Annotated in this window: 11 protein-coding genes; 2 read left to right on the top strand and 9 right to left on the bottom strand. The window is 60.3% G+C overall.

Features of this window, described 5'->3' with window-relative positions; genetic code table 11:
• Positions 1-5: 5 nt before the first annotated feature.
• The 6 genes from rsmA to FAA97_RS05670 form a co-directional block, all read right to left on the bottom strand.
• Positions 6-833: a 16S rRNA (adenine(1518)-N(6)/adenine(1519)-N(6))-dimethyltransferase RsmA gene (gene rsmA, locus FAA97_RS05695; protein ID WP_136597514.1), complete on the bottom strand. Its 828-nt coding sequence runs from the start codon at positions 831-833 to the stop codon at positions 6-8.
• Entirely contained in the window at positions 833-1,846 is a 1,014-nt protein-coding gene (pdxA, locus tag FAA97_RS05690) for a 4-hydroxythreonine-4-phosphate dehydrogenase PdxA (RefSeq protein WP_136597513.1), read from the bottom strand. The genes rsmA and pdxA overlap by 1 nt, the downstream gene beginning before the upstream one ends.
• A gap of 18 nt (positions 1,847-1,864) precedes the next feature.
• Entirely contained in the window at positions 1,865-2,809 is a 945-nt protein-coding gene (locus tag FAA97_RS05685) for a SurA N-terminal domain-containing protein (RefSeq protein WP_136597512.1), read from the bottom strand.
• Between the two features lie 122 nt (positions 2,810-2,931).
• The gene (locus FAA97_RS05680) at positions 2,932-5,232 is read right to left on the bottom strand and encodes an LPS-assembly protein LptD (RefSeq protein WP_246041343.1); all 2,301 of its coding nucleotides are present in this window, start codon (positions 5,230-5,232) and stop codon (positions 2,932-2,934) included.
• The gene (lptG, locus tag FAA97_RS05675) at positions 5,232-6,314 is read right to left on the bottom strand and encodes an LPS export ABC transporter permease LptG (RefSeq protein ID WP_136597510.1); all 1,083 of its coding nucleotides are present in this window, start codon (positions 6,312-6,314) and stop codon (positions 5,232-5,234) included. Before lptG ends, FAA97_RS05680 begins: the two co-directional genes overlap by 1 nt.
• The gene (locus FAA97_RS05670) at positions 6,311-7,477 is read right to left on the bottom strand and encodes an LptF/LptG family permease (RefSeq protein ID WP_136597509.1); all 1,167 of its coding nucleotides are present in this window, start codon (positions 7,475-7,477) and stop codon (positions 6,311-6,313) included. Before FAA97_RS05670 ends, lptG begins: the two co-directional genes overlap by 4 nt.
• Before the next feature lie 305 nt (positions 7,478-7,782).
• Between FAA97_RS05670 and FAA97_RS05665 the strand changes: the two genes are divergently transcribed.
• Both FAA97_RS05665 and FAA97_RS05660 read left to right on the top strand, forming a co-directional pair.
• Entirely contained in the window at positions 7,783-9,279 is a 1,497-nt protein-coding gene (locus FAA97_RS05665; RefSeq protein ID WP_136597508.1) for a leucyl aminopeptidase, read from the top strand.
• 18 nt (positions 9,280-9,297) lie between these two features.
• Entirely contained in the window at positions 9,298-9,747 is a 450-nt protein-coding gene (locus FAA97_RS05660; RefSeq protein ID WP_136597507.1) for a DNA polymerase III subunit chi, read from the top strand.
• 30 nt (positions 9,748-9,777) lie between these two features.
• Here FAA97_RS05660 and FAA97_RS05655 read toward each other — a convergent pair whose 3' ends face one another.
• The 3 genes from FAA97_RS05655 to abc-f form a co-directional block, all read right to left on the bottom strand.
• Entirely contained in the window at positions 9,778-10,170 is a 393-nt protein-coding gene (locus FAA97_RS05655) for a type II toxin-antitoxin system VapC family toxin (RefSeq protein ID WP_246041342.1), read from the bottom strand.
• Positions 10,157-10,417 (bottom strand): type II toxin-antitoxin system VapB family antitoxin, encoded by a 261-nt coding sequence (locus tag FAA97_RS05650; RefSeq protein WP_136597505.1) that lies wholly within the window; start codon positions 10,415-10,417, stop codon positions 10,157-10,159. Before FAA97_RS05650 ends, FAA97_RS05655 begins: the two co-directional genes overlap by 14 nt.
• Before the next feature lie 67 nt (positions 10,418-10,484).
• A complete protein-coding gene (gene abc-f, locus FAA97_RS05645) occupies positions 10,485-12,374 on the bottom strand; it encodes a ribosomal protection-like ABC-F family protein (protein ID WP_136597504.1) in 1,890 nt (629 codons plus the stop codon).
• Positions 12,375-12,417 lie beyond the last annotated feature (43 nt).

Here is a 12,417-nt window from a genome sequence, read left to right as displayed (position 1 = left end):
AGAGCCTACAGCAGGTTGGCTAGGCGTACGAACTCTTCGACTTCGAGCGTCTCGGCACGGCGCTGAGGATCGATTCCTGCCCTTTCGAGCAAGGCTTCACCGCCAAGCGGCTTCAGGCTCTGGCGCAGCATCTTGCGACGCTGGCCGAAGGCAGCATGCGTCACGCGCTCGAGTTTCTGGATATCGCAATCAAGCGGCGCCGGGCGTGGTTCGAGATGCACCACGGTCGAGGTGACCTTCGGCGGCGGCGTGAAAGCCTGTGGCGGAATATCAAAGGCCATATGCGCGGTAGTCCGCCAACCGCAAAGAACCCCCAGGCGTCCGTAGTGATTGTCATCCGCTTCGGCGACAATGCGCTGGCCCACCTCTTTCTGGAACATCAGTGTAAGCGATTGCCAGAAGGGAGGCCATTGGCGGGGCGTCAACCAGTTGACCAGCAATTGCGTGCCGACATTGTAGGGCAGATTGGCGATGATCTTCACCGGGCGGCCGTTCGCCATCGCCTCGAAATCGGTCTTTAGCGCGTCGCCCTCGATGACCTCGAGCCGGCCGGGGTAGTGGGCTCCGATCTCAGCCAGTGCCGGCAGACAGCGCGGATCACGTTCAACCGCGATTACCTTTTCGGCACCAAGCGCCAGAATTGCACGCGTCAGACCGCCAGGTCCGGGCCCAACCTCGAACACCGTGCATCCATCCAGCGGACCCGCTGTCCGCGCCACCTTCTGGGTCAGGTTGAGGTCGAGCAGAAAGTTCTGTCCGAGCGACTTTTTTGCATCCAGGCCATGCCGCGCGATGACATCGCGAAGCGGCGGCAAGCCATCAAGTGCTGCCATCAGCTGTCGTGCCTCCGTGTCATTTCATCGGCCATACGCAGCGCCGCCACTAGGCTGTCCTCCTTGGCGAGCCCTGATCCGGCAATGCCAAAGGCGGTGCCATGATCCGGCGAGGTGCGCACGAAGGGCAGGCCAAGTGTTACGTTGACGCTGTCGTCGAACCCGAGCGCCTTGGCCGGAATGAGCGCCTGATCGTGATACATGCAGATCGCAACGTCGTAGCGGCTGCGCGCCTCGTCGTGAAACATCGTATCGGCAGGCAGGGGACCGAATGCATCGATGCCTTCCTCGCGCAGTCTGCGCACGGCCGGGTGGATGATTGCATCATCCTCACGCCCAATCGCACCGCCTTCGCCGGCATGCGGATTGAGGCCGGCAACGGCGAGCCGCGCATTCTGCAGGCCATAGCGCGTTTCCAAGTCACGCGCCACAATGCGGCAGGTATCCACAATGAGATCGGTGGTCAGTGCCCTTGGCACCTCGCTGATCGGTATGTGAATGGTCACTGGCACAGCCTTCAGCTTGGGGCCTGCCAGCATCATTACCGGCCGCACGATTTCGCCCGTGCGCCGTGCTGCGAGATCTGCCAGAAACTCGGTATGCCCGGGAAAGCCGAACCCTGCCTCGTAGAGAACGGATTTGGCTATCGGATTGGTGACGACTGCCCGAACCGAGCCGACGAAACAGGCCGCCACTGCTGACTCGATCGCCGAAATCGTTGAGCGCGCATAGGCAATATGCGGCTTGCCGGCGAGAACGGTCACGCCGGTTGCAATCGGAACCACGGGCAGGGCATGCGCAAAGATGTCTGCTGCCGTGTCCAGCGTGGCTTCCTTGACCGGCACCACCAGATCCAGCATGCGGGCACGCACACGATAGACTTCAGGATCGCCCATGACGACAAAGGGCGACAATGCCAGGTCATGACGACGCTGCCATGCGCGCAGGGTGATGTCCGGACCAATGCCGGCAGGGTCGCCTTGGGTGAGGGCGAGCGGAGCGATCAGATCCATCCGGACGTCACATCCGGCTCACTGCATGACGATCTGGGCTTTCGAGCGCAGTTCCTCAAGATACTTGGCCGCATTGGGGTTTTCGCCCTGGTCCGCCTTGTCGAGATCTTCAGCCCGGAAGACGATCTCAGCAGCGACGTCGTCAGACACCTGACGAGAGTTGCAGATCGCCAGATACTCCACGCCACGGTCGGTGACGCGCGTTCCTGTTGTGCCGCCCTTGGCCTTTTCGATCAACGGCTTCCAATCCGGTGGCAGTTCGGGCGCCATGACACGGCCGAGATTGCGAATGGAAACGTCGCGGTAGTTCTTGGCGAATTCCATCGCCTGGTCGCATCCGGGGAAGGATGCACGCGACTTTTCAGCCTCGGCCTTGCGCTTGGCTGTAATTCCCTTCTTGGAGGCGGGAACGACGAACACCACCTGTTTGAGGAAATACTCGGTGGTGACGGGCTTTTCCTTGTTTTCCAGAAGGCGAGTGACGAGATCCTGGTTCGACAGGCGACCCCGCGACCCCGCGCCATACCGTGCATTCACGAGTCGTGGCCAGCTCATTGAAATGGCGATATACGCCTTGAAATGCGCAGCGCCAACGCCCGCCTGATCCAGGACGCCATTCAGTTGCTTGGCAGACAGCTTGTTGGATTGTGCAAACCGCTCAAAGGCCTGATCGACCTCGGCGGTCGATACCGACATGCCGATGCGCGCGATTTCCTCGCGCTTCAGCGCTTCCTCGACAAGTTGCTCCTTGGCGAGCTTCTGCAGGTTGCCCTGACGGCGCTGCAGTTTGAGGAATGCAACGCGGCGCGACACGTCACCGGTGGTGATGGCTGCCTTGTTCACCACAGCGACCACGGAGGTTGCAGCGATTGCGGGAGCCGGCAGTGCGACCGGCGTGGAAAGCATTGCCAGTGCGACCATTCCGGCCAGTGCCGAACGTGTGCCTTTCGATGCCGCCACCATGTGTCATCCTTTCTTCATCCGGCTGAGCCGGTGAATGTCTTCGTGTGGACATATTAAAACTGCCGCACGGATTGCACAATCCGTGCGGCAAAACAATGGCCCGTCCTGGCGATCCAGCGTTCTCAGAACGTAGTATCGCTCAGGTTGATTTCTCCCAGCGTCCGGAAGACCAGCTTTCCGCCAATCGTCCAGTCATTTGCCGTTTCGGAGTTGGGGTCGTACTTGTCGGAATAGGCAAGCGAGAAGGTGGTGCACTCATCCCCGTAGGAAATGCCGACGCTGCGACGATTGAAGCTGTTCGCATCGATGTCGTAGTTCACCGAGCCGAAAACAGACCAGGATTCGTTCAGCTTGACCGTCGAGCTGCTGCTGATCGTCTGATTGTCCTCATCAAAGCCGTATTCCGGACGTGCCGCCACCTGCGTGAAAGTCACGCTTGTGGTGAAGCGATCGCGCGAATAGGACGCGCCGAGATCGGTGCGCTGAACTTCAAGTGTCTTCTCGTCCAGACGAACGCTGGCATTAGCCGATATGCCGATGGGCAGATCGATGCCGGCCATCGCGACGAAGTCCGAGACGTCGGTCTCAAGTCCCGAATAGGCTCCGACCGAAACGAGATCTTCACTGGCATAGGAGTTGAGCCCGGCCAGGTGGTAGGACTGACCGAAGAGGCCACGCAGGCCAATGCCGTTATCGAACGTACCGGTATAGCGTACGCCGACATTGGCGCGCGTACCACCCTCGACGCGGTCAAAACCGGAGAACTTGTCGCGGTCGAACAGGTTCGTCGCGTCAAACACCAGGCTCTGCGCATCTTCGTTTGGCAGTCCGCCGGCAAAACTTTCGTCATTGCGAGCGTAGATCTGCGCAATCGGCTCGATGATATGCGAGCTGTTGCCGGTTGTGATCAGCCAGGGATAGCGTGCTTCGATGCCCGCCGTCAGCATGTGCCGGGTCGGCGCATCGCTGGAGGTGAAGTCACCGCCATAGGCTGCACCCGGATCGTCCATGGCGAGGCCATAGGCGTCTCCGCGAGCAGCGAGGATTGGCGTGATCTGCAGGCCGCCCGGCGCATCATAGGTCCGCTGCCATTCCAACTCACCTGTCAGGCGGTTCATGTTGCCCTTCAGGCCCGTCAAGCCATCCGAGGAGAAGCGCGACAGGGAGGTGAAGTTCATCGTGCCGGACAACTGCCCACCGGCCACAAGCTCCGGTGCGTAGTAGCTATAGTCAATCACAGGCAGGACGGTAGCCTGCTTCTTCTCCGCGGTGCTATCGAGATCGGCGTCCTGGACATCGAAATAATAGCCGCGCATGTCGAAGAAATTGCGGTCGCCCAAACCGGTCAGGTACGCAACGTTCGTGTTGGTCGAATTGTTGTACCCGTCAATGCCGTAGGTGCGGGCGAAGTTGTTGTCCGACTGGAACATCGCATCCCAGCCAAACGCCCAGCGTGAATTGATCTTGAAGTCACCCTTCGTCGCGACCATCCCGCGAAAATCGCGGCGCGCATCGCTGGTGCCCGCATCAAACCCTTCCGTATCCATCTGATTGATGGCGGCAACCCGCAATGTGGCGTTGCCCTTTTCGAAGCGTTGGCGGTACTCACCTTCGATCAGCGCGCCCTGGCTTGTATAACCGGTGGTCGTGATCGTCGCGTCGCGATCAGGCGCAATGGCAATGTAGTAGGGAACGGCAATGCCGAAGCCGAGCTTTTCAGCCGTTCGAAATTCCGGGAACAGGAAGCCGGATTTGCGCTTTACCGTGTTGTCCGGAACCTCGATGAACGGAAGCGTCGCAATCGAATGCCCGAACAGCTCGAATCGCGCCTTTTCCAGTCGCACGGTCTTCTTCTTGCCGTCCTGAACGACGCGCTCTGCCTTGACCTGCCAGATCGGCGGGCGAGACGGATTTTCCGCGCAGGGTAGGCAGGCCGTGTAGACGCCCTTGTGCAGGATCATCTGGGTGCCACCAACGCGCTCGGCGCTCTCTGCGACAAGCCGCGTATTGTCGGTGGTTTCGACGCGCAGTGCGCGCAGGAAACCGTCCGAGAAGTTGTCCGTTACATCGAGCGAATCCGCATAGACGCGGTTGCCCGTCGGCTCGACCAACTCGATATTGCCGGCAGCGGTAACCCTGCCGGTTTTCTGATCATAAACCACCTGGCGCGCCACCATCTGGTAGCCGCCATAATTGATCTGAACGGCGCCATTGGCGACCACGCGCTCAGCATCGCGGTCGTAGACGAGTTCGTTCGCTGCCAGAAGCAGCTTTGCATCTTCGGATACATCAGCACTTACAGGGGACTGTTGCGCGCTCTGGGCAAACGCAGCCGGAGCCGATGGCGACAAGGCGCACACCGCAACGCTGGTCAGCAGGACTACCGAGAGCCGCCTGATATTTCCGCGGTCACTTACCGCCACTAACCGTCCTCCTTGTGAAGCAGAATCGTTGCCCCCAATGCCATGGCTACGACAACCGGTACCCATGCTGCAATAGAGGGTGGCATGATACCGCTGCTTCCGAATGCCCTGACCAGCACCGTGACCACATAAAGCACGAAGCCTGACAAGATTCCACCGAGAATCACCGACCGGGATTGGTTGATCCGGCTGAATTTCAGTGAGACGGTTGCAGCGATAAGCGTCATTGCCACCATGAGAAATGGCAGTGACAGAAGCGAGTGGAACTGGGTCTCCAGCGCGTGAGTTGCCACGCCATAAGACTGCGCGACTTCGATCTTGTTAAAAAGATCATAAAAAGCAACGCTTTCGGCTTTAACGAGCCTTTGCTGGACATATTCCGCATTGAGATTGGTCGGGACCCTCACAGCGGCGTGCCGCTGCTGGATTTCGCCGGGCCTTGTCTCCAGGACGCCGGTAAGGTTCCAGTAACCATCTTCCAATTTCGCCGAGCGCGCGTCCTGCCTGAGAGCAATGCGTCCGTCCCCGTCAAAGTGCAGAAGGACCACATCGATAAGCTCGGTGCCGCCGCCAAGCACGGTCCGCGCACCCATGGCAAGATCGGTGCCCTGGCTGGTCTGGCGAAGCCAAGGCGTCGAGGGCTGGCCCGCTGTTGGGGATGTGCCGCGCCATTCGGCTTCGATTTCGCTGCCAACTCTCTCGCCCCAGGCCGCGAGCGGATTGACGATCAGTGTCGTGGCGATGCCAATCAGGGCCGCGCCAATCAGGAAGGGCGCCATGAACTGCCAGACGGAAATCCCTGCCGCGCGCGCGACAACCAGCTCCGACTTCCGATTGAAGCTGATCAGCGTGGCCATGCCGACGAAAAGGCCGATGAACGGCACTGTTTGCTGCAAGATCATCGGAAGCCTCAGCCCCGTCAGAAACAGGACGGCGCCAATCGAATAGCCGGGAAGCTCAGCATAGCGGGACGAGGTTTCGGTAAAGTCGATCAGGTAGACAATGCTCACCACGCCAATAAAGAACCAAGCCATGGTCAGCATGTAGCGGCGGAAAAAGTAGAGCCCAAGTGTGCGGATCATGCCGGTCTCCCCGCGAAGCGCGACAGGAGGCGTCGTACGGTGACTGAAAGGCGATCCAGTCCATCCCGGACGAAGCGCGGCAGCTGCGGTCGCTTGTTGAGCTTCAGGGAGACGAGTGCCATCATGCCTGCTAAGAGCGGTATCGCATAAAGCAGCGGGATCAGCGCGCCGTTATCTTCCGCCATCGACGTCGCATAATTGGTCAGCCAGAAGATCGTCAGCGACAGCACAAGGGCAGAGGCCATTGGATGCAGCCGTGCTTCGCGATGCGAGCGCGCATCGCCGCAGATCATCAAAGACACGGCGACAAAAACAAGAGGAAAGAGGCTGACGGAGAAGCGCCGATGCAACTCGGCGTGATAGTCGCCCGGTTTTTTCCGATATTCCTCATCCAGCGGGTCGGGGTCGAGCAAGAAGAAGAGGTCGCGATCCTTGGCGCGGAAACGCGCCTGGCCGCGCTCTTCCGAAAGCTCCGACAGATCGAAAGCGTAGGAATCGAAACGGATTACGGTGACCTCGCCGTCCGGCGCCTTGCGCTGCACTTCGCCGTCCTGCATCACAAGCGCCTTGCCGTCTTCCTCCACCGCACCTTCGCGCGCGTAATAGATGAGTTCGGTCTGGGGATCGCGGGAATCGGCGATCAGGAGTCCTTTCAATCCACGGCTGGCTTGACGCTCCGTAATCTGCACGTAGAGGCCGGGCTCGATCTGGCGGAAGGTCCTTTCCTCAATCACCGACGACAGAAGGTCTGCATAGGCCGTTGCAATCATCTGGCGAACATTGACCCGCATCGAGGGCTCCACGAAGCCAACCATGACGAAGGTAAAGATGCTCAGGCCGACTCCCAGCGAGAGCAGCGGCTTGTTGACGATGCTGCGCGGCGCGCCCGACGCATCGATGACCGCAAGCTCGGAATCATTGTTCATCGTGGTCAGTGTCTGCGTCACGCCGATAACCAGCGCGAACGGCAACACCGTTGACACAAGGGTCGGCAGAATCATCGTCGCCAACAGCATGAACGAGCCAGCTGACTGGCCGCTATCCGTGACGAGGTTGATCCTCTGCAGAACCTGCGTCGTCCAGATGATGGCCAGCACCGGCAGAAGCGCGGTGAGGAACATCAAGAGGACACGCTTCACGATGTATTTTTCGAGTATCTTCATAAAGTTTCCCGGGTGGCCCGCCGCAAATCGACAGGTCGCGAGGTCGGTCCTTCTCTACGATGGTTGCGGCGATTTGGCGACCAAGGAGACGAAATTTACCCTATCGGCAGCCTTAAGTTTTTCGTCGTGCGCGGTAAATCGGACACGCCCTTATTCGATGTCGTGAAAGTGTCAACTTTGCGTGCCCTGTGCCGACAGGTGGCCAAACCTTCGGTGGAAAAGCACGCGCCAACTTGCTATCGCAGTCGAAACGCCGATGATCGCGCGACATCGACGCGCCCGTCCCATTCAGAACTGGAGATTTCATGTCCGCCAAGCTTGCCCTGACCTTCGCCAAATCCCACACTGTGACCGGCGGTTTCGCGATCCTGCTCAAGGCATCAGGCAATCATCAGCCGGCGGGCCTTGCCGAGGCGGATCCAGCAGGGATTTATCCGCGGGCGGCGGAGATCGGCAAGTTCAAGGGCAAATCCCTTGCGACACTCGATATTCTTGCACCGCACGGCTCGCAGGCTGACAGGTTGCTGGTTATCGGTCTCGGCAAGGCAGAGGACATGTCCGGTCACGACTGGCTGAAAGCCGGTGGTGTGGCAGCCGGTCAGCTGAAGAGGGCCGAGACTGTCACGGTGTTCATGGATGCGCCGGGTGTTGAGATCACACCGAACGCGGTCGCAGACTTTGCCCTTGGCATGCAGCTTCGGTCCTACAAGTTCGACCGTTACAAGACCGACAAGAAGCCCGATGAGGACGATGCGAAAGAAGCAAAATCGATCAAGGTGACGATTGTGACTGCTGATGCGTCAGCCGCCAAGAAGGCCTTTGCCGATGCCCAGGCCGTTGCCGAAGGCGTCATTTTGGCGCGCGACCTCGTCAACGAGCCGGCCAATGTTCTGGGGCCCTTAGAATTTGCCGAAAAGGCCGCAGAGCTGGAAAAGCTCGGCGTCGATATCGAGATCCTCGGCGAAAAGGAAATGGCAAAACTGGGCATGCGTGCCTTGCTCGGCGTGTCGCAGGGTTCGGTGCGTCCCCCCAGACTGGTTATCATGAGCTGGAAGGGCGGCAAACAGAAGGACAAGCCGGTGGCCTTTATCGGCAAGGGCGTTGTCTTCGACACTGGCGGCATTTCGATCAAGCCGGCTGGCGGCATGGAAGAGATGAAGGGTGATATGGGTGGCGCGGCTGCCGTGACCGGCCTCATGCACACTTTGGCGGCGCGCAAGGCCAAAGTGAACGCCATCGGCATCATCGGCCTCGTTGAGAACATGCCCGATGGCAATGCCCAGCGTCCGGGCGATATCGTGACCTCGATGTCGGGGCAGACCATCGAGGTCATCAACACCGATGCGGAAGGCCGCCTCGTGCTCTGCGATGCCCTCTGGTACTGCAACGAGCGCTTCCAGCCGGCGCTGATGATCGACCTTGCAACGCTGACTGGCGCAATCCTCGTCGCGCTCGGCAATCTGCATGCCGGTCTCTTCTCGAATGACGACACGCTGGCTGACCAGCTGCTGGCCGCCGGCCTTGCCACGAACGAGCGCCTGTGGCGCATGCCGCTCGGCAAGGATTACGACAAGATGATCGACAGCAAGTTCGCCGATATGAAGAACACCGGTGGACGCCACGCGGGGTCGATCACCGCGGCGCAATTCCTCAAGCGCTTCGTCAAGGATACGCCCTGGGCGCATCTCGATGTCGCCGGCACGGCCATGGGGTCGCCGAACGACGAGATCAACCAGTCCTGGGGGTCGGGCTACGGCGTACGCCTTCTCGACCAGTTCGTTCGGGCAAATTACGAAGCCTGATCGAGGCGGAGAAGCGGCATGGCGGAAGTCCTGTTCTACCACCTGACGGAATCGAAGCTGGAAGACGCGCTCCCGCCGCTGCTTGAGAAAAGTGTCGAGCGCGGCTGGCGCGTCGCGGTCCAAACGCGCCAGCCGGAGCGACGCGACGCCCTCGACGCTCATCTCTGGACCTATCGGGATGAAAGCTTTCTGCCGCATGGCACGGAGGAGGGCGCCGCGCCGGAACGCCAGCCTGTGTTGCTGACGACAGGCCAGGACAATATCAACGACGCGACCGTACGCTTCCTTGTCGATGGCGCCGAGCCGCCGGCAGATCTCACCTACGATCGAATCGTCTTTGTGTTCGATGGCTACGACACCGAGCAGCTCGAAGGCGCGCGAAGCCAGTGGAAGAAGCTGAAGGGCGAAGGCCACACGCTGACCTATTGGCAGCAAACGCCGGAAGGCCGCTGGGAAAAGAAGGCCTGACCGGGCAGGGCGGGGGCTCCGGTCCTGTCGTCAGGCGAGATCCGTTTGCCGAAAATCCTCGCCGACATAGAGCAGATCTGCTCCGGATGCCTTGGCACCCGCATAGGAGAAGCAGTCGCCGAAATTGAGCCGGGCCGGATGTCTGCCCTTGCCATAGCGCGAAAAGGCATCGAGCGCAGCAAGCGCCGTCTCGCGCGTCGCAGGCAGGATTTCGGCGTTCAATTCGGCAAGGAACTCCTCGACGAAATCGAATGTGGCCTCGACCGTCTTGTTCGTTCTGGAAAAGATGACAACCGTCGTTTCATAGATCACTGTCGGCGACGTTGAAAACGGAGTGGGCGAAACGGCTATCCGGTCGAGAAGCTCTTGCCGCAACGGCGCATCTGTCAGAATTTCCACCAGCGCCGAACTATCGATGAACACCGTCGTCGCCCCACATTTCATCAAGGAAAGCCTTCTGATCGAACGGGTCGAGCGCCTCATAGGCAGGCATAGCGTAACGCGCACGCAACGCCTCCAACCGCTCGGCAAGCGGCGGGCGCTGTTCTTCCTCTTTCAGCACGCGTTCAAGAGCCTGGCGGATGGCATCCGTCTTGGTCAGAGCCTTCAAGACTTTCTGCGCCTTCTCGGCGAGCAGGTTCACGCGTTCATCGCGCACATAAAGCGGCATGATCTCACCTCGTGAATATACGCCATAAACCTAGCGCATATTCCAGTGCTCAACAAGGATCGGCCGCCTAACCTGCCATGCCCTCTTCGTACTCGGCCGAGAGTTCCAGCCACTGCTCTTCGGCCGCTGAAAGCTTGGCTGCCGCTTCGCCGCGCTGCTTTGCCTTTTCAGCCGCCTTGGCGGGTGCCTTCTCGTAGAGGGCGGGATCGGCAAGCTCCTTGTCGAGGCCTTGAATCAATGTCTCCAGTTTCTTGGTCAAGGCTTCGACTTCGTTGATCTTTTTCTTCAATGGCGCGAGGCTTGCGCGCTTGTCGGCAGCGGCCTTGCGCTGGTCGGCCTTGTTCACCGTCTCCGCGCTGCCATCTGCCTTGTCCTTCTCCGCCGGCTTCTTGCCCGAAGCGACGATCAGGGCGCGATACTCCTCCATGTCGCCGTCGAAGCTGGTGACCGTGCCGTTGTTGACAAGCCACAAGCGATCGACGGTCGCCTCGATCAGATGGCGATCGTGCGAGATCAGGATGACCGCGCCCTCGTAATCGTTCAGCGCCTCGATCAGCGCCTTGCGGCTGTCGATGTCGAGGTGGTTGGTCGGTTCGTCGAGAATGAGAAGGTTCGGTGCATGGAAGGCGGCAAGCCCCATCAGCAGACGGGCCTTCTCGCCGCCGGAAAGATCCTTGGCGGCGGTGTCCATCTTCTCCGTTGCAAGCCCCATCTGGGCGACCCGCGCGCGGACTTTCGCTTCCGGCTCCTGTGGCATGAGACGGCGGACGTGGTCGACGGGGCTCTCGTTTGGAATGAGGTCGTCGAGCTGGTGCTGCGCGAAGAAGCCGACATTCAGGCTCGGTGCTGTCTTCAGCTGTCCCGCCTGCGGGTCAAGCCGCCCGGAGATGAACTTGGCAAAGGTCGACTTGCCGTTGCCGTTCGAGCCGAGAAGCGCGATGCGGTCATCGTTGTCGATGCGCAGATTGAGGTTCTTCAGTATCGCCTTGCCCGGCTCGTAGCCGACGACGCCGCCTGCAATGGCAACGATCGGCGAGGCAGGCTGTTTCTCCGGTTTCGGGAAATGGATCGGATGGACGTGATCCTCGATGACGGCGGCAACCGTGCCCATGCGCTCCAGCGCCTTGATGCGGCTCTGGGCCTGCTTGGCCTTGGTTGCCTTGGCGCGGAAGCGGTCGATGAAGCTCTGCAGATGCTTGCGGGCGGCGTCGTTCTTCGCCTTGGCCTTCATATGCAATTCGTCGTTTTCAGCCTTCTGCCGCTCGAAGCTGTCATAGCCGCCGCGATAGAAGGTAAGCTTCTTCTGGTCGAGATGGACAATCGAGTTGACCGCGGTGTTGAGAAGGTCGCGGTCGTGGCTGATGATGATGACGGTGTGCGGATAGCGCCGGATATAGTCCTCGAGCCATAGCGTGCCTTCGAGATCGAGATAGTTGGTCGGCTCGTCGAGCAGCAGCAGGTCCGGCTCGGCAAACAGGACGGAGGCAAGCGCCACGCGCATGCGCCAGCCACCGGAAAAGGAGGAGGCCGGGCGAAGCTGTGCCTCGTGATCGAAGCCAAGCCCGGACAGAATGGTGGCCGCGCGCGCTTCCGCCGAATGCGCGCCGATATCGGCAAGCCGTGTCTGGATCTCAGCGATCCGATGCGGATCCGTCGCCGTTTCGGCCTCGGCAAGCAGCGCGGCGCGCTCCTTGTCGGCGGCTAGCACGATCGAGATCAGGCTCTCCTCGGTGCCGGGCGCTTCCTGCGCGACCTGGCCGATGCGGGCATTGCGCGGGATCGACACGCTGCCGCTCTCGGATGCGAGATCACCGGTGATGATGCGAAACAGGGTCGACTTGCCGGCACCGTTCTTGCCGACGAGACCGGCTTTGGTCCCCGATGGCAGCGAAACGCTGGCGTGGTCGATGAGCAGGCGCCCGGCAATGCGGGCGGAGATGTCGGTGATCGTAATCATGCTCTGGCTTTTGGCCGAAAGCTGCGCCCCTTTCAAGAGGCGC

Origin of the sequence: Peteryoungia ipomoeae (assembly GCF_004912165.1) — a bacterium.
In the GTDB taxonomy this organism is placed as follows: Bacteria; Pseudomonadota; Alphaproteobacteria; order Rhizobiales; family Rhizobiaceae; genus Allorhizobium; species Allorhizobium ipomoeae.
Note: the sequence above shows the minus strand (reverse complement) of the source record. Positions and strands in the feature narration are given on the sequence as shown.

Excerpts from the sequence above, each read along its gene's own strand:
- lptG (WP_136597510.1), bottom strand. The coding sequence starts at position 6,314 with ATGATCCGCACACTTGGGCTCTACTTTTTCCGCCGCTACATGCTGACC.
- FAA97_RS05670 (WP_136597509.1), bottom strand. The coding sequence starts at position 7,477 with ATGAAGATACTCGAAAAATACATCGTGAAGCGTGTCCTCTTGATGTTC.
- rsmA (WP_136597514.1), bottom strand. The coding sequence starts at position 833 with ATGGCAGCACTTGATGGCTTGCCGCCGCTTCGCGATGTCATCGCGCGG.
- FAA97_RS05665 (WP_136597508.1), top strand. The coding sequence starts at position 7,783 with ATGTCCGCCAAGCTTGCCCTGACCTTCGCCAAATCCCACACTGTGACC.
- abc-f (WP_136597504.1), bottom strand. The coding sequence starts at position 12,374 with ATGATTACGATCACCGACATCTCCGCCCGCATTGCCGGGCGCCTGCTC.
- FAA97_RS05660 (WP_136597507.1), top strand. The coding sequence starts at position 9,298 with ATGGCGGAAGTCCTGTTCTACCACCTGACGGAATCGAAGCTGGAAGAC.
- FAA97_RS05650 (WP_136597505.1), bottom strand. The coding sequence starts at position 10,417 with ATGCCGCTTTATGTGCGCGATGAACGCGTGAACCTGCTCGCCGAGAAG.
- FAA97_RS05685 (WP_136597512.1), bottom strand. The coding sequence starts at position 2,809 with ATGGTGGCGGCATCGAAAGGCACACGTTCGGCACTGGCCGGAATGGTC.
- pdxA (WP_136597513.1), bottom strand. The coding sequence starts at position 1,846 with ATGGATCTGATCGCTCCGCTCGCCCTCACCCAAGGCGACCCTGCCGGC.